22 protein-coding genes, 1 pseudogene and 1 riboswitch are annotated in these 21,400 nt (G+C 70.0%); of the genes and pseudogenes, 9 read left to right on the plus strand and 14 right to left on the minus strand.

All coding sequences use genetic code 11. The features are described 5' to 3' along the window. On the plus strand, nt 1-963 hold the full coding sequence (locus IAG44_RS22680) for a carbohydrate-binding protein (protein WP_187748899.1): 963 nt from the start codon (nt 1-3) through the stop codon (nt 961-963). Here IAG44_RS22680 and IAG44_RS22685 read toward each other — a convergent pair. From IAG44_RS22685 to IAG44_RS22695, 3 genes are all read right to left on the minus strand, one after another. After that, nucleotides 960-1,889 carry a 1-phosphofructokinase family hexose kinase gene (locus IAG44_RS22685; RefSeq protein WP_187748900.1) on the minus strand — a complete coding sequence of 310 codons (930 nt, stop codon included), beginning with the start codon at nt 1,887-1,889 and terminating at the stop codon, nt 960-962. The genes IAG44_RS22680 and IAG44_RS22685 overlap by 4 nt on opposite strands. Nucleotides 1,890-1,998: 109 nt before the next feature. Next, the gene (nagA, locus tag IAG44_RS22690) at nt 1,999-3,141 is read right to left on the minus strand and encodes an N-acetylglucosamine-6-phosphate deacetylase (protein WP_187748901.1); all 1,143 of its coding nucleotides are present in this window, start codon (nt 3,139-3,141) and stop codon (nt 1,999-2,001) included. Further along, nucleotides 3,141-4,076 (minus strand): ROK family protein, encoded by a 936-nt coding sequence (locus tag IAG44_RS22695; RefSeq protein ID WP_187748902.1) that lies wholly within the window; start codon nt 4,074-4,076, stop codon nt 3,141-3,143. The genes nagA and IAG44_RS22695 overlap by 1 nt, the downstream gene beginning before the upstream one ends. Before the next feature lie 97 nt (nt 4,077-4,173). On the opposite strand from IAG44_RS22695, the gene IAG44_RS22700 reads away from it, so the two are divergent. The 3 genes from IAG44_RS22700 (at nt 4,174) to otsB (ending at nt 6,930) form a co-directional block, all read left to right on the plus strand. Further along, the gene (locus IAG44_RS22700; protein ID WP_246561985.1) at nt 4,174-5,442 is read left to right on the plus strand and encodes an extracellular solute-binding protein; all 1,269 of its coding nucleotides are present in this window, start codon (nt 4,174-4,176) and stop codon (nt 5,440-5,442) included. A 21-nt stretch (nt 5,443-5,463) separates the two neighbouring features. Next, nucleotides 5,464-5,697, plus strand: a complete 234-nt coding sequence (locus tag IAG44_RS22705; RefSeq protein WP_187748904.1) for a DUF3263 domain-containing protein — start codon at nt 5,464-5,466, stop codon at nt 5,695-5,697. Between the two features lie 426 nt (nt 5,698-6,123). Further along, nucleotides 6,124-6,930 carry a trehalose-phosphatase gene (otsB, locus tag IAG44_RS22710; RefSeq protein ID WP_187748905.1) on the plus strand — a complete coding sequence of 269 codons (807 nt, stop codon included), beginning with the start codon at nt 6,124-6,126 and terminating at the stop codon, nt 6,928-6,930. Here otsB and IAG44_RS22715 read toward each other — a convergent pair. Both IAG44_RS22715 and IAG44_RS22720 read right to left on the minus strand, forming a co-directional pair. Next, nucleotides 6,906-8,279, minus strand: a complete 1,374-nt coding sequence (locus IAG44_RS22715) for an alpha,alpha-trehalose-phosphate synthase (UDP-forming) (RefSeq protein WP_187748906.1) — start codon at nt 8,277-8,279, stop codon at nt 6,906-6,908. The two genes, otsB and IAG44_RS22715, sit on opposite strands and share 25 nt — an antisense overlap. Nucleotides 8,280-8,652: 373 nt before the next feature. Then, entirely contained in the window at nt 8,653-9,597 is a 945-nt protein-coding gene (locus tag IAG44_RS22720; RefSeq protein WP_187748907.1) for a glucosyl-3-phosphoglycerate synthase, read from the minus strand. A gap of 165 nt (nt 9,598-9,762) precedes the next feature. Continuing rightward, nucleotides 9,763-9,910: riboswitch (SAM riboswitch) on the plus strand. Between the two features lie 17 nt (nt 9,911-9,927). Between IAG44_RS22720 and thrC the strand changes: the two genes are divergently transcribed. From thrC to groL, 4 genes are all read left to right on the plus strand, one after another. Then, nucleotides 9,928-11,247 (plus strand): threonine synthase, encoded by a 1,320-nt coding sequence (gene thrC / locus IAG44_RS22725; RefSeq protein ID WP_246561986.1) that lies wholly within the window; start codon nt 9,928-9,930, stop codon nt 11,245-11,247. Then, entirely contained in the window at nt 11,244-11,519 is a 276-nt protein-coding gene (locus IAG44_RS22730; protein WP_187748909.1) for a MoaD/ThiS family protein, read from the plus strand. Before thrC ends, IAG44_RS22730 begins: the two co-directional genes overlap by 4 nt. A gap of 440 nt (nt 11,520-11,959) precedes the next feature. Further along, nucleotides 11,960-12,163 carry a cold-shock protein gene (locus tag IAG44_RS22735; RefSeq protein ID WP_004986573.1) on the plus strand — a complete coding sequence of 68 codons (204 nt, stop codon included), beginning with the start codon at nt 11,960-11,962 and terminating at the stop codon, nt 12,161-12,163. 468 nt (nt 12,164-12,631) lie between these two features. Next, nucleotides 12,632-14,254 carry a chaperonin GroEL gene (gene groL / locus IAG44_RS22740; RefSeq protein WP_187748910.1) on the plus strand — a complete coding sequence of 541 codons (1,623 nt, stop codon included), beginning with the start codon at nt 12,632-12,634 and terminating at the stop codon, nt 14,252-14,254. An 80-nt stretch (nt 14,255-14,334) separates the two neighbouring features. Here groL and IAG44_RS22745 read toward each other — a convergent pair whose 3' ends face one another. From IAG44_RS22745 to IAG44_RS22760, 4 genes and pseudogenes are all read right to left on the minus strand, one after another. Further along, nucleotides 14,335-14,832 carry a hypothetical protein gene (locus IAG44_RS22745; RefSeq protein WP_187748911.1) on the minus strand — a complete coding sequence of 166 codons (498 nt, stop codon included), beginning with the start codon at nt 14,830-14,832 and terminating at the stop codon, nt 14,335-14,337. After that, nucleotides 14,829-15,407, minus strand: a complete 579-nt coding sequence (locus tag IAG44_RS22750; RefSeq protein WP_246561988.1) for an RNA polymerase sigma factor — start codon at nt 15,405-15,407, stop codon at nt 14,829-14,831. The genes IAG44_RS22745 and IAG44_RS22750 overlap by 4 nt, the downstream gene beginning before the upstream one ends. A 32-nt stretch (nt 15,408-15,439) precedes the next feature. Then, nucleotides 15,440-15,925, minus strand: coding sequence for a Uma2 family endonuclease (locus IAG44_RS22755; protein ID WP_187748912.1), 486 nt, complete (start codon nt 15,923-15,925; stop codon nt 15,440-15,442). Next, nucleotides 15,922-16,721, minus strand: a pseudogene (locus tag IAG44_RS22760) (hypothetical protein). The gene IAG44_RS22755 and the pseudogene IAG44_RS22760 overlap by 4 nt, the downstream one beginning before the upstream one ends. Nucleotides 16,722-17,092: 371 nt before the next feature. Between IAG44_RS22760 and IAG44_RS22765 the strand changes: the two are divergent. Further along, nucleotides 17,093-17,719, plus strand: coding sequence for a hypothetical protein (locus IAG44_RS22765; protein WP_187748913.1), 627 nt, complete (start codon nt 17,093-17,095; stop codon nt 17,717-17,719). A 42-nt stretch (nt 17,720-17,761) separates the two neighbouring features. On the opposite strand, the gene IAG44_RS22770 is transcribed toward IAG44_RS22765, so the two are convergent. The 5 genes from IAG44_RS22770 to IAG44_RS22790 all read right to left on the minus strand — a co-directional run bounded on the left by IAG44_RS22770 (nt 17,762) and on the right by IAG44_RS22790 (nt 21,355). Then, a complete protein-coding gene (locus IAG44_RS22770; protein WP_187748914.1) occupies nt 17,762-18,805 on the minus strand; it encodes an SGNH/GDSL hydrolase family protein in 1,044 nt (347 codons plus the stop codon). Nucleotides 18,806-18,992: 187 nt separating this feature from the next. After that, nucleotides 18,993-19,268 carry a hypothetical protein gene (locus tag IAG44_RS22775; RefSeq protein ID WP_187748915.1) on the minus strand — a complete coding sequence of 92 codons (276 nt, stop codon included), beginning with the start codon at nt 19,266-19,268 and terminating at the stop codon, nt 18,993-18,995. Between the two features lie 36 nt (nt 19,269-19,304). Beyond that, nucleotides 19,305-20,216, minus strand: a complete 912-nt coding sequence (locus IAG44_RS22780) for a hypothetical protein (protein ID WP_187748916.1) — start codon at nt 20,214-20,216, stop codon at nt 19,305-19,307. Between the two features lie 109 nt (nt 20,217-20,325). Then, the gene (locus IAG44_RS22785) at nt 20,326-20,532 is read right to left on the minus strand and encodes a DUF397 domain-containing protein (protein WP_187748917.1); all 207 of its coding nucleotides are present in this window, start codon (nt 20,530-20,532) and stop codon (nt 20,326-20,328) included. Continuing rightward, a complete protein-coding gene (locus IAG44_RS22790) occupies nt 20,516-21,355 on the minus strand; it encodes a helix-turn-helix domain-containing protein (RefSeq protein WP_187748918.1) in 840 nt (279 codons plus the stop codon). The genes IAG44_RS22785 and IAG44_RS22790 overlap by 17 nt, the downstream gene beginning before the upstream one ends. Nucleotides 21,356-21,400: the final 45 nt, after the last annotated feature.

Here is a 21,400-nt window from a genome sequence, read left to right on the forward strand (position 1 = left end):
ATGACGCCCGGCAACAACGGCGCGAGCACGCCGGAGGACGACGATCCGTTCGGCTACCTCTACGAGGACGGACAGGCCCGGGGAGCGCAGCCGCCGTCCGGGGGCTACGGCTACCCGAACTCGGTGAACCGCGTCCGCGCGGTCGGCGACCGCCGCCCGGCGGGCCAGCAGCAGACGGCCGCGTACGGCCAGCCGCCCCAGCAGTACGGCCAGCCGCAGTACGGCGCCCCCCAGCAGCAGACGGCCCCCTACGGCCAGGTCCCCCAGCAGCAGGGCGCCTACGGCCCGCCCCCGGGCGCCCCGCAGCAGCCCTCGCGCTCCGGCAACCGGGGCGGCGGCGGCCGTGGCCCCAACACCAAGGGCCTCCTCATCGGCGCCGTCGCCGTCGTCGTGGCGGTCGTCGTCGGCATCGTCGTCGCGGTGTCCCTCGGCGACAAGAAGGACGACGAGGCGGGCGGCGGCACGACGCCCACCCCGCAGGCGTCCACCTCACAGAGCGCTTCGCCCAGCGACTCCGGCAACAGCCCGTCGGCCCAGAGTGAGCTGCCCCCGCCGACCGACGCGAAGGCGATGAAGCTGGAGGGCGGCGCGACCACCGCGTCGGACATAAAGGGCTCGAAGTCGGGGACGTACGTCACGGGCCTCAACGCCCAGGGCGCCTCGGTCACGTGGACGGTCAACGGCATCCCGGCGGACGGGACTTACACCGTCTTCGCCATCTTCAACGTGATCGGCGAGAAGCAGGAGATGACCCTCTCGATCAACGGCAAGCCCTTCGGCAGCAAGATGAACTTCAGCGACTTCACCGGCGCCAAGGACCCCGCCCAGGCATGGGCCGAGACCTACGCCTGGCCGACGCTGACCAAGGGCACCAACACCATCTCCATCTCCTGCCAGCAGGGCGACAAGTGCAACGTCCTGCTCGACCAACTGGAGCTGAAGAAGGGCGCCGTGAAGGACTAGGCCGCGTTGACCTCTCCCCGGACGACGACCCGGCCCACCCACTCCTCGTAGGCCCCCCGGTCGAACTCCCCGGCCCCCGGCGCGAGGACGGTCGCCATCGACAGGGCGAGGGCGCGGGACAGCCGCTCGGGCCAAGGGAGTTGGTGGGTGAGGCCCGAGAGGAGGCCGGCGGTGGTGGAGTCGCCGGCGCCGGTGGGGTTGCCGTGGAGGCGGGTGGGCGGGGTGGCGCGCCAGCGGCCTTCCGGGGTGAGGGCGAGCAGGCCCTCGGGCCCGAGGGAGGCGATGATCGAGCGGGCGCCGCGCCTGCGGGCGTCCCGGACGGCCGTCAACGGGTCGTGGGAGCCGGTGAGTTCGGCGAGTTCGTCGACGTTCGGCGTGATCAGGTCGGGGCGGGCCGCGACCCCCCGGCGCAGGGGTTCACCGCTCGTGTCGAGCAGGACGGGGACACCCGCCGCGCGCGCCGCCCGCACCAGCCCCGCGTACGCGCCGACCGGCACGCCCTGCGGGAGGCTGCCGCACAGGGCCACCGCCGAGGCGGAGGCGAGGAGCCCGTCGTACACCTCCAGGAACGCGTTCCACTCCGCCGGTGTGACGACCGGGCCCGGTTCGTTGAGCTGAGTCGTGTCACCGGTGCGGGTGTCGACGACGGCGACGGTCCTGCGCGTGGTCCCCGAGATCGGGACCAGCGCGTCGACGACCCCCGGAACCCTGGTGAGTTGGTCCTGGACGACCTTCCCCGTCACGCCGCCCGCGAAGCCCGTCGCCGTCACCTCGTGGCCGAGGGCGGCGAGGACGCGGGCGACGTTCAGGCCCTTGCCACCCGGTCGTTCGAGGACGTCCGTGACGCGGTGGGTGGTGTGCGGGCGCAGTCCGCTCACCCGGTAGGTGATGTCGAGAGCGGTGTTGAGCGTGACCGTGAGGATCACCTGCCTCGACCTCCCCCTTCGTCGGCGCTCCTGACGTGCTTCCAAAGGTCAGATCATGCCAAAGAGACGGGGCCCCGCCCAGCCCGCGGGTGAGTGACAGCCGCTCGGCTCACGCCAGTTGGAGGGGTTTTACCCAACTGCCCTGCCTCATCACGCCCTTGAGGTCGAAGTTCTGGTCCAGGACGAGGACGTCCGCGAACTTGCCGGGCTCCAGGGAACCGATCTCGTCCCAACGGCCCAGCAGGCGGGCCGGGTTGACGCACAGCGCCTGGACGGCGTCCTCGACCGTGATGCCGTCGACGGTCACCGCCCGCTTGAACGCGCGGTCCAGCGTCAGCGTCGAGCCCGCGATCGCGCCGCCCTCCGTCAACCGTGCGACGCCGCCTGCGACGTCGACCTCCAGCGGGCCCAGCAGGTATCGGCCGTCGCCGATGCCGGCCGCGTCCATCGCGTCCGTGATGAACGCGACGCGCTCCGCGCCGGCCAGCCGGAACGCCAACTCCAGTGCCGCCGGGTGGAGATGGGTGCCGTCGTTGATCAACTCGACGGTCACGCGGGGGTCTTCGAGGAGCGCGGCGACCGGTCCCGGCGCTCGGTGGCCCAGCGGGGGCATCGCGTTGAACAGGTGCGTCGCCACCGTCGCGCCCGCCTCGATCGCCTCCCTCGTCTGCTCGTACGTCGCGTCCGTGTGGCCGATCGCGGCGATCACCCCGTGCTCGACGAGGAGCCTCACCGAGTCGATGCCGCCCGGGAGTTCGGTGGCCAGGGTGACCATCCTGGCCTGCCCGCGCGCCGCGTCGATCAGCTTCCGGACGTCCGCCGGGTCCGGATGCCGCAGCAGCGCCTCGGAGTGGGCGCCCTTGCGGCACGGCGAGATGAACGGGCCCTCGAAGTGGATGCCGGCGATCTCCCCGTCCTCGGCGAACTCGCTGAGTACGCCCGCCTGTCGGGTGAGGACGTCCATGTCGTCCGTCACCGTCGAGGCGACGAGGGTCGTCGTGCCGTGGGTGCGGTGCGTGTGCAGCGCCTTGCGCACGGCCTCGGGGCCGCCGGAGAACGAGGCTCCGCCTCCGCCGTGGTTGTGCAGGTCGACGAAGCCGGGGATGAGGTAGTGGCCGGTGAGGTCGAGGCGCCGGGCGTCCGGCGGGGGAGCGGCGGTGATGCGCGCGCCGTGCACGGCGAGGTCCTGAACGCCGGTTCCCGAGGGGAGGACCACCTGTGCGCCGGTGAGGACCGTCGACTCTGCTGCCATCACGGCGTTTCCTCCATGCCGTCCGTCTTCCTCAGAAGATCCCATGCCATCAGGCCCGCTCCCAGGCAGCCTGCCGTGTCGCCCAGGGCCGCCGGGGTGATCTTGGGCAGGTGTTGGAACGTCACCCGCCGGCTGACAGCCTCGCGCAGGGGGGTGAAGAGGGTGTCGCCCGCTTCCGCGAGGCCGCCGCCGATCACGATCGTCGCGGGGTCCAGGAGGGTGATCGCGGTCATGAGGCCGTCGGCCAGCGCGGTGATCGCCCGGTGCCAGACCTCCCGGGCCCGCTCGTCGCCCGCGTCCACCGCCTTCGCGCAGTCGGCGGCGTCGCCGCCCCCGGACACCCGCGCCCAGGCTTCGGAGACGGCCGCCGCCGAGGCGTACCGCTCCAGGCAGCCGTGTTGGCCGCAGGGGCAGGGGAGGCCGTCGGGGCGGACGACGACGTGGCCGATCTCGCCGGCGGAGCCGTGGGCGCCGGGCTCGATGCCGGCGGGGGTGCCGAGCGCGCCGGCGATACCGGTGCCGAGGGCGAGGAAGAGGAAGCGGGGGGTGTCGCGGGCGGCGCCGAGCCGCCCTTCCGCGAGGCCGCCCGTGCGGACGTCGTGCCCGAGCGCGGCCGGCGCGCCGACACGGTCCGCGAGCAGCGCCCGCAGGGGAGCGTCGCGCCAGCCGAGGTTCGCGGCGTAGACGGCGACCCCGTGGGGTTCGTCGATGATGCCGGGGACGGCGAGACCGGCGGCCAGCGCGGGCCCGCCGAGGTGCTGGACGCCGTACGCGCGCAGGTCGTCCGCGAAACCGAGGATCCCCTCGATCACCGCCTCGGGCCCCCGCTCGCGCGCCGTGGGCCTGCGATCGCGGTGCAGCAGCGCGCCGTCCGCGCCGACGAGGGCGCCCTTCATCGCGGTGCCGCCCACGTCGAGGGCGATGACATGTCTCACGGTGACAGTGTGGCCGAGGACCCGGAAGAGGTCTAGTCCACTCAGGTGGTGTAGACCTTGATCCGACTATCGGACAACTTGCATGGAGTGGACACCGGTGACACACAGGGGCTGGGTCGGGGCTGTGGCCGCGTTGGGCTTGACGGTGACGGTCGGAGGGTGCGGCGTCCTCGGCGGCGACTCGGATCACGTCACCCTCAGACTCGTCGCCGCGGACTACGGCGACAGCGCGGCCAACAGCTCCAAGGTGTACTGGGCGAACCTCGTCAAGGCGTACGAGAAGGAGCACCCCGACGTCGACGTCCAGGTCAGCGTGTACTCCTGGAACGACGTCGACCGCGAGGTCAAGGAGATGGTCGACGCCGGGGACGCGCCCGACATGGCCCAGATCGGCTCCTACGCCGACTACGCCGCCAAGGGACTCCTCTACCAGGCCAGCGACCTGCTCTCCATCTCCACGCAGGCCGACTTCGTCTCCCAGCTCGCGAACGCGGGCAAGGTGCGCGGGCAGCAGTACGGGATGCCCTTCGCCGCGTCCACCCGTCTCCTCTTCTACAACAAGGCGCTCTTCTCGTCCGCCGGGATCGCCGAGGCGCCCACCACCTGGGACGAACTCGCCGCCGACGCCGCCAAGTTGAAGCGGGCCGGGGTCGACTACCCGTACGCGCTGCCCCTCGGGCCCGAGGAGGCGCAGGCCGAGACGATGCAGTGGATGCTCAGCGGCGGCGGGGGGTACACCTCGACGGCCGGGACCTACAGCCTCGACTCCACCGAGAACGTCCACACCTTCACCTGGCTCAAGGACGAACTCGTCGACAAGGGGCTGACGGGGCCCGTCGCGCCCGGCAAGCTCAACCGGGCGCAGGCGTTCTCCGCGTTCGCCGCCGGCGACGTCGGCATGCTCATCGGGCACCCCTCGCTCATGAAGGCCGCCCGCGACAAGGGCGTCTCCTACGGGATGGTCCCCATGCCGTCCAAGGGGGGTGCCCGGACGCTCACGATGGGTGTCGCCGACTGGATGACGGCCTTCCGCCGGCACGGGCACCGGGACGAGATCGGCCGCTTCCTAGACTTCGTCTACGACCGGGACAACGTGCTCACCTTCTCCCGCACGTACGACCTGCTGCCGGTGACCTCCTCCGCGTCCCAGGTCATGTCCACGGCCGCCGAGGACCGCGAGCTGGAACCGTTCCTCGCGCAGCTGCCGCTCTCCGAGCTGTATCCCGTGGGGCGGACGTCCTGGGCGAGTGTCGCGGCGACGGTCAAACAGGGCATCGGTGCAGCGGTGGCCTCCGGCGGAAACCCCGCCACGGTCCTGCGGAAGCTGGAAACCGACGCCATGTCCGCCGACAACGCCGCGTCCTGACCGCCCGCTACCCTCCCCCTCATGCCGGACAACCCCCTCACCCCCCGCGAACTCGACATCCTCGCCCTCGAACGCCGCCCCTTCCCCGGCCCCGGCGCCAAAGAACGCGCCATCCGAGAAGAACTCGGCCTGTCCCCCGTCCACTACTACCAACTCCTCAACGCCCTCCTCGACGACACGCGTGCGCTGGCGGAAGACCCGGTGACGATCAACCGCCTCCGCCGGGTCCGGGAGAGCCGACGGGAGGAGCGGTAGGGGGTGGGGGGTTCGGCAGGTATCCGGTCCGCAGGCCGGTGGGGGCTGATCGCGCAGTTCCCCGCGCCCCTGAAAAGACGACACCGAACCCGGCATGGAAAGCGAAACGGAGTTCTCCGGACGCAGCCTTGGGAGGCGCGGTGCCGGTAAGGGGCGCGGGGCTGTACCGATCTGCGGCTCCGCTGCGGGGCGCGACCAGCCATGACGGTGCCGCACCCGCAGTCTTTTAGGGGCGCGGGGCTGTACCGATCTGCGGCTCCGCCGCGGGGCGCGACCAGCCACGACGGCGCCGCACCCGTAGTCCTTTAGGGGCGCGGGGAACTGCGCGAACGGCCCCCACGCGCCCGCGCTCGCCGACGAACCCCAGGCACCTCCCACGAATCGCGCCCCACCCACCCCCGCGCACGACCCTCTATCGTCAACTCCATGGGTACCCACCTCACCCCCACAGCCCGGACCGCCCTGGACGCCATCCGTACGCACCCGTCCCGCTCCCTCCTCGCCTTCGACTTCGACGGCACGCTCGCACCCATCGTGGAGAACCCGGAGAACTCACGCCCGTACCCGGGAGCCGTGGACGCGCTGAAGGTGCTGGCGGATCGCGGCGCGAGGATCGCCGTGATCACGGGCCGGCCGGCCGAAGTGGCCGTGAAGTACGGGGAGTTCGAGGACGTCACGGGGATGACGGTGCTGGGGCATTACGGTGCCGAACGCTGGGACCAGGGAACGGGGCAGATCACCGCCCCGCCCCCACCCCCCGCCTTGGACGACGTCCGCCGAGAACTCCCCGGCGTCCTGGGCGAAGCCGACGCGTGGGTGGAGGAGAAGGGGAGGGCGGTAGCGGTACACACGCGGCGCGCGAAGAACCCACAGGCCCTCTGGGAAGCCCTGAACCCCCCGATCACCGACCTCGCCACCCGCCACGGCCTGATCGTCGAACCGGGCCGACTGGTCCTGGAGATCCGCCCGGCGGGCATGGACAAGGGCGCGGCCCTGACAACCCTGGCCGAGGAGACCGGAGCCGAGGCGATCCTCTACGCGGGCGACGACCTGGGCGACATCCCCGCCTTCGACGCCGTCACGACCCTCCGCGAGACCACAGGCACCCCCGGCCTCCTCATCTGCAGCGGCAGCAAGGAGGTCACGGCCCTCACGACCCGCGCGGACCTGACCGTAGACGGCCCCGCCGGCGTCGTCCGACTCCTGAATCAGCTGGTCAACGAGTTGAGCTGATCCAGGAACCACTGGGTCGGCGGGAGCGCGGTGGCCGCCGCCGCGAGGCGCTTCGTGCGTTCGGCCCGTTCCTCGCGGGGCATGGAGAGCGCTTCGTGGAGGGCGTCGGCGGTCTCCAGGACGTCGTACGGGTTGACGGTGATCGCGTCGTCCCGCAGCTCCCCGTACGCCCCCGCCTCCCGCGAGAGCACCAGCGCGCAGCCGTCGTCGGAGACGACCGGGACCTCCTTGGCGACGAGGTTCATGCCGTCGCGGATGGGGTTGACGAGGGCGACGTCGGCGAGGCGGTACGCCGCGAGGGAGCGGGCGAAGTCGTCCTTGAGATGGAGGAGTACGGGGGTCCACGTGGCCGTGCCGTACACGGAGTTGATCTCGTCGGCGACGCGCTGGACCTCGTCCATGTAATCCCGGTACACCTTGAGGTCCTGCCGGGAGGGATACGCGAAGGCCACGTGGACGACGCGGTCGTGCCACTCGGGGCGCGTGTCGAGCAGGTGCCGGTACGCCAGGAGTCCCCGGACGATGTTCTTCGACAGCTCCGTGCGGTCGACCCGGACGATCGTGAGGCGGCCGTCCCCGATCTCCTCCCGGAGTGAGGCGATCCGGTCGCGGACGTCGGGCTGGTCGGCGCGGTCACGCAGGAAGTCGGCGTCGGCCCCTAGGGGATGGATGCCGATACCCGTAGTACCCGTGCCGTCGGGACAGCAGGCGGTGAAGGCGTCGGCCCAGCGCTGCGTGAGGAAACCGAGGCGGTCGGCGGCGAGCAGGCTGGTCAGGAGCTGCGTGCGGATGTCGTTCGGGAGCAGCGCGAAGTAGTCCGGCGGAGCCCACGGCGTGTGCGAGAAGTGCCCGATCCTCAGGTCGGGACGCAACGCCCGCAGCATCCCCGGGACCAGGCACAGGTGGTAATCCTGGACGAGTACCGCGGCCCCCTCCGCCGCCCCCTCCGCCAGCGCCTCCGCGAACGCCCGGTTGTACGCCTCGTACGACGCCCACTGCCGCCGGAACTCCCCGTCGAACACGGGCTCCAACGGCGTCTGGTACAGCATGTGATGAACGAACCAGAGCACGGAGTTCGCGATGCCGTTGTACGCGTCCGCGTGCACGTCGGCCGGAATGTCCAGCATCCGCGTCCCCGGCTCACCGACCCCGCGCCGCACGGCCTCCCGGTCCCCGTCCGACAACGCGCTGCACACCCACAGCGCCCCCGCGTCCGCGTCGATCGCCGAGAGCCCCGATACGACACCGCCCCCACCCCGCTTGGCGACCAGCGAGCCGTCCTCCCCCACCGAGTACGAGACGGGCCCCCGGTTGGAGGCAACCAGCACACGCGAAGCACCAAACGTCATACGCCTGAACCTAGCCACCCACCGCCCTGCTCAAACGTTCGGTCGCGGGGCGGGAGACGTCGTATACAGCGGCCTCGGGCGGGCCGGGACCGGGGTCAGGATCGGGGACGAGGCCAGGGGGAGTGGAGGTGGGCGGGACACTGACCCGCCCGCGCGGAGCGCTGCCGGCGTTCCGTGACGGCATCGGCCTCCCGTCAGCCCGCCAGCCTGTGCGGGCCGCTGACACGCTGCTCCTCTTGTGGGGCGTCGCCAGGCCGTGTGCCCGAGGGGTGCCGTCGTGCCCCCTCCTGCGGGGCGCCATCCGCCCGCAGCTCAGCCGGTTACCCCACCCGCCCGCGGTCCAGCCACCCACGCCACCCACGCCACCCGCCGATCACGCCACCTTCCGCCGCGCGTACTCCGCCACCTCCACCATCGGTGGCCGCTCCTCCGTGTCGACGGAGTACGTACGTGCCTCGAACCCGGTGTCGCCGCGTTCGAACTGGGTCAGGGAAGGGCGGATCAAGTGGCCTCGGGCGAGGCGGAGTTGGGCGGTGCGGTAGATCGCGGCGGACATGCGACCGAGGGCCTGCCCGTCCTGGTGGCGGTGTTTGCGGACGCCGATGTCGACCTGGGCGAGCGCGTCGAGGCCGACGAGGTGGAGGGCGTCGACGAGCATGCCGAGTTCGACGCCGTACCCGACGGGGAACGGCAGTTGTTCGAGGAGACTGCGCCGGGCCGCGTACTCACCGCCCAACGGCTGCACGAACCCGGCGAGTTGGGGCCAGTGCATGTTCAGCAGGGGCCGCGCCATCAGCTCGGTGACCCGGCCCCCCTGCCCGGCGGCCCCCGCGAGGGGCCGGTCGTACATGCCCTTGACGAGATCGACGTCCGGATCGGTCAGCAGCGGCCCGACGATCCCGGAGACGAAGTCGGAGGAGAAGTCGCGCAGGTCGGCGTCGACGAAGCAGACGATGTCGCCGGAGGTGACGAGGAGGGACCGCCACAGCACCTCGCCCTTGCCGGGGACGGCGGGCAGGCGCGGCAGGATCGCGTCCCGGTGGACGACCCGCGCCCCGGCGGACGCGGCGACCGCCGCCGTCCGGTCCGTGGACCCGGAGTCGACGACGACCAGCTCGTCGACGAGCGGCACCTGACGCATCAGGTCGTGCCGGATGACGGCGACGATGTCACCGACGGTCGCCTCCTCGTTCAGCGCCGGCAGGACCACGGAGACGGTCCGCCCCGAGGCCCGTTTCGCGGCCATGATCCGGTGCAGGGGGCGATCGGTCACCGACCAGGAGCGGGTGGCCAGCCAGCGCTCGACTTCTTCCAGCACAGTCAGCGGCTCCTCACTGTCACGGTCACACTGCCCAGTGTGATCCATCTCGCGGTTCGGACGACTATCTCAACTGTCGTGGCCTTCGGTTACAGTCTTGAACAACGCTGGTGACCATCGCATGTCGAGGGTCTCCCGCCGACCACCGCGTTCATAACTTCATACCGCTCATCCAGAGGGGCAGAGGGATACGGCCCGATGAAGCCCCGGCAACCCTCCAGCCGGTCTCGTGCGTGATCACGCCGCGAGGCTCCCGGCTAGGGAAGGTGCCAAATCCGTCTCACGGCGAGATGCGTCGTGAGGAAGATGAGGAGAAAGGGCCTCGCCTCCATGGCTGTGCAGACCATCGCGACCAGCAACGACACCGCTGACAACGCCGCCGAGAACGCCGCTGACACCCCCGTCGACCTCGGTCCCGCCCAAGCGCTGAGCTGCCGCGAGTGCGGCCACCGCGTCCCCCTCGGCCCCTCCTTCGCCTGCGAGGAGTGCTTCGGCCCCCTGGAGATCGCGTACGACTTCACCTCGTACGACACCGAGGAACTGCGCGCCCGCATCGAGTCCGGCCCCGCGAACATCTGGCGCTACGCCCCCCTCCTCCCCGTCCCGGCCGACGTCGCCGAGAAGCCGAACATCAACCCCGGCTGGACGAAACTCGTCAAGGCGGACAACCTCGCGGCCGCCCTCGGCGTCTCCCCGGGCAAGCTGTTCATCAAGGACGACTCCGGCAACCCCACCCACTCCTTCAAGGACCGCGTCGTCGCCCAGGCGCTGGAGGCGGCGCGCGCGTTCGGGTTCACCACCCTCTCCTGCTCCTCGACCGGCAACCTCGCCGGTGCCGTCGGCGCCGCCGCCGCCCGCGCGGGCCTGCGCTCGTGCGTGTTCATCCCGCACGACCTGGAGCAGGGCAAGGTCGTCATGGCCGCCGTGTACGGGGGCGAGCTGGTCGGCATCGAGGGCAACTACGACGACGTCAACCGCTTCTGCTCCGAGCTGATCGGCGACGCGGCGGGGGAGGGCTGGGGCTTCGTCAACGTCAACCTGCGGCCGTACTACGCCGAGGGGTCCAAGACGCTGGCGTACGAGATCTGCGAGCAGCTGGGCTGGGAGCTGCCCGACCAGATCGTCGTCCCGATCGCCTCCGGATCGCAGCTCACGAAGATCGACAAGGGGCTCCAGGAGCTGATCAAGCTGGGGCTCGTCGCGGACAAGCCGTACAAGATCTTCGGGGCGCAGGCGGAGGGGTGCAGCCCGGTGTCCGTCGCGTACAAGGCGGGGCACGACGTCGTACGGCCGCAGAAGCCGGACACCATCGCCAAGTCGCTGGCCATCGGGAACCCCGCGGACGGGCCGTACGTGCTCGACATCGCGCGGCGGACCGGGGGTGCGGTGGAGGACGTGACCGACGAGCAGATCGTCGACGCGATCAAGCTGCTCGCGCGGACGGAGGGGATCTTCGCGGAGACGGCGGGCGGGGTGACCGTCGGGGTCACGCGCAAGCTGATCGAGGCCGGGGTGCTGGATCCGTCCCTGACGACGGTCGTGCTGAACACCGGTGACGGCCTCAAGACGCTCGACGCGGTGGCCGGCACCGGCCTCACCGCGACCATCCGTCCGACCCTGGACTCCTTCCGAGAGGCTGGCCTCGCATGAGCGTCACTGTTCGTATCCCGACCATCCTCCGCACCTACACGGGCGGGCAGGCCGAGGTGAGCGCCGAGGGCGGGACCCTCGGGGAGGTCATCGCGGACCTGGAGAAGAACCACACGGGGATCTCGGCGCGGGTCCTGGACGACCAGGGGAAGCTGCGGCGGTTCGTCAACGTGTACGTCAACGACGACGACGTGCGGTTCGAGCAGGGGCTCGACACGGCGACCCCGGACGGCGCGGGCGTCTCGATCATCCCGGCGGTCGCGGGCGGCTGAGCCTTACCTCCAGTAACCCTCAGTAAGGTAAATTACCCACTGTTCATCGAATTGCCCCCTCCGCTCGGAAGCGGAGGGGGCAATTCTGTGTGATTGAACGCGGTAGGGTTGGGGAACCCGCTTCCGCTTCTCCTGTCGGCGGCCCTTGATTTCTGCCTTACACCCGACAAGAAGTAGCCAAAGTGTGCGCCTCTTGCGTGGCATTTACGGCATTTGTCCGGCCCGACTTGCCCTGAATTCTGGTGAATTCTCGCCACATTCCGGATCGTGTGCGTCCAGAATTCTCGTCCGATTGACCTGTTGCAGACGGCAGTTGGACAGATACATTCAGCCGCGGTCGACGCGTTCCGGCGCACGCCCCCAATCGACTGGGGGGTGAGGTCTGACCCGGATCCACGAAGTGTGGATCTGCGCAAGGGCCAGTAATAGGGGAGTTAGGCATGGCTCAGGGCACCGTCAAGTGGTTCAACGCGGAGAAGGGGTACGGCTTCATCGCGGTCGACGGTGGTGCGGACGTATTCGTCCACTACAGCGCCATTCAGATGGACGGCTACCGCACCCTCGAAGAGGGCCAGCGCGTCGAGTTCGAGATCTCACAGGGCCAGAAAGGCCCACAGGCCGATATGGTCCGCGTCACCGCCTGAACGAACATTCCACCAGGAGACCCGCATCTGTCCAGGGTGCGGGTCTTTTGGCATGTGCCGCCGCCGCACCCGAAGTCTGTTAGGGACGCGGGGCTGTACCGATCAGCGGCTCCGCCGCAGGGCGCGACCAGCCACAACGGCGCCGCACCCGTAGTCCTTCAGGGGCGCGGGGAACTGCGCGAACGGCCACGACGCACCCGCACCCGCCGACGAACCCCAGGCACCCCCACGATCCGCGCCCCACCCCCCTCCAGGACCTGATCCCACCCATACGGCCTTGCACTCTCAGGGGTCGAGTGCTAATCATTGGCGTTAGCACTCTCCGAGTGAGAGTGACAACGAAGGACCGAGTCGGTGAGGTTCACGGCGAGGGCGGGGCAAGGAACCGCTGAGCCAGGAACCGTCCGTCGCGGGCGCGGGCGCGGTCCACTGCGGTACTCACCCCCAGTCCTGGAGGGACCACTTCACATGGCCAAGATCATCGCGTTCGACGAGGAGGCGCGGCGCGGCCTTGAGCGCGGTATGAACCAGCTCGCCGACGCCGTCAAGGTCACCCTCGGCCCCAAGGGCCGCAACGTCGTCCTTGAGAAGAAGTGGGGCGCCCCCACGATCACCAACGATGGTGTCTCCATCGCCAAGGAGATCGAGCTGGAGGACCCGTACGAGAAGATCGGCGCCGAGCTGGTCAAGGAAGTCGCGAAGAAGACGGACGACGTCGCCGGTGACGGCACGACGACCGCGACGGTCCTGGCCCAGGCCCTGGTCCGCGAGGGCCTTCGCAACGTCGCCGCGGGTGCCAACCCGATGGCCCTGAAGCGCGGCATCGAGAAGGCCGTCGAGGCCGTCTCCGGCGCCCTCCTGGAGCAGGCGAAGGACGTCGAGACCAAGGAGCAGATCGCCTCCACGGCCTCCATCTCCGCCGCCGACACGCAGATCGGCGAGCTGATCGCCGAGGCGATGGACAAGGTCGGCAAGGAAGGCGTCATCACCGTCGAGGAGTCCCAGACCTTCGGTCTGGAGCTGGAGCTCACGGAGGGTATGCGCTTCGACAAGGGCTACATCTCCGCGTACTTCGCGACCGACATGGAGCGTATGGAGGCGTCCCTGGACGACCCGTACATCCTGATCGCGAACTCCAAGATCGGCTCCGTCAAGGACCTGCTCCCGCTCCTGGAGAAGGTCATGCAGTCGGGCAAGCCGCTGCTGATCATCGCCGAGGACGTCGAGGGCGAGGCCCTGTCGACCCTGGTCGTCAACAAGATCCGCGGCACGTTCAAGTCCGTCGCCGTCAAGGCCCCCGGCTTCGGCGACCGCCGCAAGGCGATGCTGAACGACATCGCGATCCTCACCGGCGGCGAGGTGATCTCCGAGGAGGTCGGCCTCAAGCTGGAGAACACCACCCTCGACCTGCTGGGCAAGGCCCGCAAGGTGGTCATCACCAAGGACGAGACGACGATCGTCGACGGCGCCGGCTCCTCGGAGCAGGTCGCGGGCCGGGTCAACCAGATCCGCGCCGAGATCGAGAACTCCGACTCGGACTACGACCGCGAGAAGCTCCAGGAGCGCCTGGCGAAGCTCGCGGGCGGCGTGGCCGTCATCAAGGCCGGTGCCGCGACCGAGGTCGAGCTCAAGGAGCGCAAGCACCGCATCGAGGACGCCGTCCGCAACGCGAAGGCCGCCGTCGAGGAGGGCATCGTCGCCGGTGGTGGCGTGGCCCTGCTGCAGGCTTCCCAGGTCTTCGAGAAGCTGGAGCTGGAGGGTGACGAGGCCACGGGCGCCGCGGCCGTCAAGCTCGCCCTCGAGGCCCCGCTGAAGCAGATCGCCGTCAACGCCGGTCTTGAGGGCGGCGTCGTGGTGGAGAAGGTCCGCAACCTGACCCCGGGTCACGGCCTGAACGCCGCGACGGGCGAGTACGTCGACCTCGTCGCCGAGGGCATCATCGACCCGGCGAAGGTGACGCGCTCCGCGCTGCAGAACGCGGCCTCCATCGCCGCGCTCTTCCTCACCACCGAGGCCGTCATCGCCGACAAGCCGGAGAAGGCCGCCGCGCCCGCCGGTGGCGGCATGCCGGGCGGTGACATGGACTTCTGATCCTCTGCTCGCGCAAGAGCGGAAGATCGGCAGGACAACGCAGAGGGCGGTACCCCAACTGGGGTGCCGCCCTCGGGCGTTCAGCTTTTGTCGGGCACGCAGGGCACGAACTTCCCGTCGTCCTCCCGCACCCAGACGACATACGGCGCGACGCCCTCGCTCTTCAGCGTCACCTTCCACGCCAGGTACTTCCGGACGGCCTTGTCGGGCCCGGTCGTGTTCTCGACCCACTCCGGCATCGGATCCCCGGGATCGTCCGCGCACGTCCCGCTCGCGACGTCGACGGCCATCCCGCCCCGCCTGATCTCCTCCGGCACGGACACCAGCCGCAGCGCGACCTCCTCTCCCCCCGCCTCCTTCACGGACAGCGTCACACTGCCGTCCGAGTTCTTCTCGACGGCGTACGCGGCGGAGTCGGACGACGTCGGCAGCACCGCCCATCCCACGGCGACGGCCGCGCAGACCGCCCCCGCGAGCAGCCCCCGCCGCACCACCCGACGCCGGACCGGCACACGAGCGACGTCCCGCAGGACGGCGTCCCTCTTCAGCTCGTCGAGCAACCTCTCCTCGAAGCTCATGCCCCACCTCCCACGGTCCGCACTTCGGCCTGTTCCACGACGATGTCGTCCCCGCGCAGCGTCTTGCGCGCCCGGTGCAGCCGCACCCGCGCCGTGACCTGCCGTATCCCCAACGCGGCGGCGGCCTCCCCGACGCTCAGCTGATCGACGGCGACCAACTCCATGACGGCCCGCTCCCCCTCGGGCAGCCCGGCGAGCACTTCCAGCGCCCGCCGCCCCGGCCTCTCCGCGTCCAACTGGTCCTCCAGCCGCGCGATGTCGTCCGCGTCCAGCAGCCGCCGCCCCGACACCCGCCGCACCCGCTCGGCCTCCCGGGCGACGCGCCGGTACTCGGACGAGACGACATTCCGAGCGATCCCATACAGCCAGGCGGTCTCACTCCCCAACCGAGCCCGATACGTATGCCCCGAATCCAGCACGGCCAGAAACACCTCGGCCACCAGATCCGCCACGGTGTGCGGATCATCAACCCGCCGAGCCACGAACCGGGTCACAGCCCCCACATGCCGCCGATAGAACCCCTCCAACACCTCCGGATCACTGAGCCCACCCCGTCTCGTTCCCGTCCCACCCACAGGCGCCTCCTTCAAGTCGGGCGGTACGTCTGTTAGTTGGCGGGGAGGGGCGGGAGCGTTACAACTCCTGCTCCGGAGCCGAGAGGAACCCGGATGCCTGCTTCCCAGGGAACGGAACGGACCTGCTGGTAACGGCCGTTGAGGGGTTCGCTGTGCACGGTGGACGAGGCGCTGTTCCGGTCGACGAGGAGGTAGACGGGAATTCCGGCCTCCGCGTACCCGAACGGCTTGTCGAGGCGGGCGCGTTGGTTGGTGTGGTGGTCGCGAGAGGTGATCTCCAGGGCCAGCAGTACGCCGCTGGGGTCGGCCCAGTCGCCCTGCCCGGCGAAGTGCCCGGACGGTGCGAGGACCCCGTCCGGGACGTAACGCCCCTCGCCGTCGGCCTCTGTCCTGAGGCCGACCCCGGGGCAGAGGTCGTGACCGGGGCACAGGGCCAGGAACCGGCGCGGCAGCCACATGCGGAGGCAGGCGTGCGTGCCGTCCCCGAAGGCCCTGATCTCCAGCTCGCCCTTGTTCATGCCTTTGCCCGATGCGACGCCATCGCCTTGCGGATCGCGTTCGCGCGGGCGTGGATCTTGTGGGCGTGCGGGGATCCTGCGGGCGTCGGAGGCACGTCCCCGCACGCCCGGCACATGCCCCCGGGCAACGCCTCAGGTGCCCCCGGCGCCCCACACTCCGAGCACTCCAGCATCCGCAGGGGAGCGACCGGTGTGACCGGAATCGGTGGGAGTTTGTCGGTGAGGCGGCGTTGGAGGAGGGCGGCGGGGGAGTGGATGGGGGAGGGGAGGCCGGCGGTGAGGGTGGTGCGGATGGTTTCCTCTCCGGCGCCGCGGGCGAACCACTCGTCCACCAGCGGAGCGAGACGGGCGCACTCGGCGGCGGAGAGGGACAGCGAGGGCGTGGCACGGCCCAGCGCGGCGAGGAGGATGACGGCGCGGGAACGGGTGGGCGGCGAGGGCTCCTCACCCGGCACATCCCCCCCCGCGTGAACGCGGCCCACCACTCGTCCCCCCGCGCGGCCCGGCTGAACCACGTCCGAGTGACCCAGTGCTCGGTCCCGCACTCGGAGACGACCCGCTCCCGTCCCCGCCTCAAGTGCCCGGCGATCTGGATCCGGTTGAGCGAGGTCCGCAGCGCGCACTGCCCGTACGGCGTCGTCTTGGCCAGCGTCTTGACGGACATGTCCGCCCCGTCGGGAAGCCGGTCGATGTACGCGGCGATGGCGGCATCACGGGGATGCAGATGCCCGAAATCCACGCCCTCGCCCCGGCGTTGGCCAGGAGCGGTCCGCTTCCCGTAACCCGGCTTGGCCATGGGGTGCGCGGGCAGGACGGGGGTACTACAGTTGGCCTCAGCCATGGGAGAGCCCTTCGTGCTAGGAATGGGCAGCTCCGGTGGTCAGACCCCCGCAGATGTTGTGAGCATCTGACGGGGGTCGAAGCGTTCCGGAGCTTGTTAAGTGTGACAACCGCCGCTGTTTCTGCGCGTTTCCGCAGCGATGGGAGCACCGTAGAGCCAACTGACGTTCCGTCGCAACCTGAACGCGAAAAGTCAACTGGCGGGGTGGGAGGGCGGGTTGAGACCCGCCACCCATTCAAAAAAAGACAGCTCAACCCTCGAAGCTCAAACGTCAGGTTCACGTACTGAACAGGGAGACGCCCGCGACGACGCCGTGGGAAGTGGCCGTGGCGCAGGCCGAGGTGACGGGGCTGCTGATCCGTTACACGCAGGCGCCGATCGTGAGGAAGGCAAGGGTCCGTGGCGTTCTGCCGGGGCCCGACGGCACGGCGGTGGTGCGTGTCGCGGTCGGTGGGCGGAAGACGGTCGCCGGTGGTCTGCACGCCGTCTACGAGATGCCGCTCTTCCGGCAGGACGAGACGCTGGGCCCGTGGGAGGTCGTCAGCTGGGTCCGGCACGAGGCGGGCGGGGTGCGGATCTACTCCTCCAGCCAGGTGGACGACGTCCTCGGCGCCCCGCTGATCCGGCTCTCCGGAGACGTGCCGTCCGGCAAGGAACGGCTGGAGGACCGAGCGCACACGCTGCTGACCGCGCTGAGCTGTCCGGCGCCGGGGTACGAGGAGCGGGAGAGCGCCGAGTCGCTGCTCGTCGGCTTTCTGTATCTGGGCGAGGCGCGGATGCGGTTGTACGTACGTCATCAGGACGATCAGGGGGTGATCGCCTGCGACGTGCGGCTCGCGCAGGCGGGACCGGCCGTGATCGCGGAGGTGTTCTCCCGGTCGCGGGAGCGGGAGTTGTGGGAAGCGCCGGGGGAGGACCCGCACTGCCGGGCGACGGTGGACCTGACGCACTGACGGAGGGGGCCGGGGTGTTCCCGGCCCCCCGAGGCTCAAGCGTCAGCGTTCGAGCAACGCGATCCGGATGGCGCGCTCGACGTGGTTGGCGGTGTTGGCGTACCCGTCCCCGTTCGGGTGGACCAGCGTCACGCGCTTGCCGATGAGGCCGCAGTGCAGCTTCGCGGCGGGCAGCGACGCGGGCCAGTACTCGGCGGCGTCCCCGCAGATCCCCTCGACCCACTTCTCGTCGGCGGGCTGGCAGGCGTCGTGGCCGACGCTGGAGGAGTAGACGTCGACGTAGCGGTCACCGAAGAAGTCCGTGACGGTCTGGATCGTCTGGTTGAGCCTCTTGAGGACGTCCTCGCGGAGCCAGTCGACGTCGGCGTGGGTGGTCAGGCCGAGTTCGGTGGGGAGGAGGCGGTTGCACTCGCTGCCGTCCTCCGGCAGGACGGCCGGGTAACCGACGGTGATGATCTTGGCGTTGGGGGCGGCGGTGTGCACCTGCGCCAGCATCTCGATGTACTCGCCCTGGACCCGGGCGAGCTTGTCCTGGATGCTCTCCTCCCCCTCCGGGGGGTTGGTGTAGTACTCGCGGCAGGACCCGTTGCGGGCCCCCTCCTCGACGCACTTGGCGAGGATGTCCCCGAACGGCAGGCTGTTCCCGCCGACGCCGATGGTGACGACGTCGGTGTCGGCGTCGAGGTTGGCCCGCTTGACCTGCGTGTCGACCTCGGCCCACCCGCCCTCGGGCGGCTGCACGGGGCTGATCGGCGTCTGCTTGGTCTCGCCGATGTTCTTGATGGTGGCGTTGCCGCAGCTGACGTTGGTCAGGTGGACGGCCTTGCCGGGCGGGAACTCCTCCAACTCCCGCTCGACCAGCCCGGGATACGCCCCGGATGTCCGATCGCACCCGTCCCGCGCCGGATCCCCCAGCGCGGGCAGCGGGTCCCCGACGAACCCGCCGGCGGTGTACGAGTCGCCGAGCGCGGCCCACTCGTACTGGTCGGCGGCGTTGGCCGCCCCCGAGGGCAGCAGCGCGGCAGCGGTGAGCGCCAGTCCCACGGCCAACACCCGGGCGTGCGGCCTGAACACAGAACGTCGCATGGATTCTCCAGACGTGACGAAGACGGGCGGAACTCGCCCACCAAGATCGTCCAGTCCGCGAGCACCCTCTCCGAATGAATCGGACGAATGCCCCTCGAATGAGCGAATTGGTCAGATCGTCATCCGGTAGAACTTCGACCCCGCACACTGGAGTTGGGTGTGCGGGGTCGTGAAGAGGGGTGCTGGATCAGCGGTGTTGAGTGTTCCGCCGGGCCAGGAACTCGGCGGCCGCACCGACCAGAAGCGCCAGACTCAGCCCCAGCACACCGGCGTTGATGATCGAGGGCCCCTGGGCCCAGGCCCAGCCGCAGCCGACCGCGAAGGCGACGGCCACGGCGATCCGACCGGGTGTCCCGCTGACCGGAAGCAGCGAACGCCGCCCCGCCGCCCGGCGCCGGTACTTGAGCATGACGATCACGACGGCGACCAGCACCAGGATGGCCGGCCCTCCAAAGGCGTCCATCGCCCTACCTTTCTGTACGTCCGTGGCACACCGGACCTACTTGCAGTATCCGCCCTTGTATTCGTACGGCAGGAAGGTCGGCACCTTCACCTCGACGCACTTGCCGTCGGAGTCCGCGTTCCAGGCCACCCGGGAGATGTTGGCCGAGTTGACGACGCCGTACACGTCGAACGGCGGCGGAGCGGCGGCGAAGAGGACTGCCACGAAGCCGGCGTTGGCGGCGAGGTGGGAGGTCTCCTTCTTGTTGAAGTACACCGTGCCGCTGATGATCCCCCAGGTCCACTTGGGGTCGGCGACGACCGGGTAGGCGGTGGAGGGCCCCGGGGCGACGGTCTGCGTGACGGTGTCGCCGACCACCTCGTACGACGTCGGCACGGCGACGCCGTTCGCGTCCTTCGCCCACGGGGTCTCCAGGCCGCCGAGGATCTTGCCGGTGGAGTCGAAGACGACGAGGCCGCCCTCGGCGGTCGTCCGCGCGCTCGCCCCGTCCGGCAGCGTCAGCCTGAACGACTGCTGCCGGGGCGCGTCCGCGTTCTCCAGCGTGAACAGGGCGCGGAAGCCGCCGTCCGTGGTGGCCTGTGCGGCGGTCGTGACGGCGGTTTCGTGGCCCGCGAAGACGGTTGTGCCGCTTGTGCTGGACGCGTCTTTCGTGCCGGGGCCGGGGCCGGGGCCGGTCGCCGGGAGGGTGAGCGCGATCGTGTCGCCGCTCTTCGTCGCGGTGATGGGCTGGTCGGCGCGGGTGGGGAGGGTGACTTGGGCGCCGTCCGCGCTCAACGTGCCGGAACCCTTGAGGAGTTCCTGTGCCCCCGTGGCCTTCTCGATCGTCGCCGCCGCTGTGGTGCCGGTGTCCGTCACCGGGTCGGCCATCGCGCCCGGCGCCACGAGCATGGTCAGTGCTGCGGTGCCGGTCGCGATGACGGCGTTGCGGATCGCCGAACAGGCGTTCACAAGATCGGTACTTGGGGGTGTGGGGGAGTGTGCGGGTTCTCGCCGCCCGCAACCCTTGTCTTGAACCGGCCACTTGACCGAAAAATATCCGCCCTGGAGCGGTTGGGGGTTACGCCTGCTTGAGATCGTCGATGAAGGCGGCCCAGGTCTCGGTGGGGAAGAGGAGATGGGGGCCGTGGGGGTGCTTGGAGTCGCGGACGGGGGTGATGGTGGGGTGGCCGTCGGAGACTTCGAGGCAGTTACCCCCGCTGCCACCGCTGTAGCTGGACCTGTACCAGGTGGCGCTGTCCAGGTCGTACTCAGTGCTGTTCCTCATGCGCGTAATCCTCTGCCACCGACTCGATCAGAGCCAATGAATCTTGCGGAGAGAGTGCGCTTGCGGAGAGAAGGCTGAACAGCATGGCGTGTTGGTTGACCTTGGCCGGGTCGTCCAACAGCCTGCCCATGCCGGGGGCTTCGGCGAAGGAGAGCGGCGGAGCGTCCTCGAACGCCATGAGTTTCAGGGAGCCCTCCATTGAAGGGTGCGCCCCGACGGAGAACGGCAGGATCTGCAGGATGATCCTGTGCTCCTGGGCCAACTTCGCGACGTGGAACAGGTTCTCTGCCATCACCGCAGGGCCGCCGACCGGCCGTCGAAGCACAGCCTCGTCCAGAATCACCCACAACACCGGGGTTGTTGGATTGTCGAGGATCTGAGCCCGCTCCAGCCTGAGGGCCACGTCCTCTTCGATCGAGGCGTCGGACGCCAGCGGGTTGTACGCGCGGAACACCGCCTTCGCGTATGCCTCGGTCTGCAACAGGCCGGGGATGAGTGTGGGCGAGTACTCCCTGATCTCCGTCGCCTCGGCCTCCGCCTCCACCGCCTCCGCGAAGTGGTCCGGATACTTGGACTTGGCCATCGACTTCGTCGTCCGCGTGAAGAAGTCGCCCGTCCCCAACGCGTCATCCAGTTGGGGGCCGAACTCCGGGCGGATACGCCGAATCCCGGCCTCCATCTGCCCCACGTACGACCCGCTCACGAACAGAATCGCGCCCAACGCGGTCTGACTCAGCCCATTCCGCTCGCGCGCGTGCTTCAACTCCTCCCCCACCAGCGCGCGGGACGAAGTAGAAGGGTCGAGGTCCTTACGTTTGGCCATAGCCTGACTCCCTTTCCAGCAGCCGGAGTTGTACGCGCGCTGTCC

The sequence above is a fragment of the Streptomyces roseirectus genome (assembly GCF_014489635.1).
Classification (GTDB): domain Bacteria; phylum Actinomycetota; class Actinomycetes; order Streptomycetales; family Streptomycetaceae; genus Streptomyces; species Streptomyces roseirectus.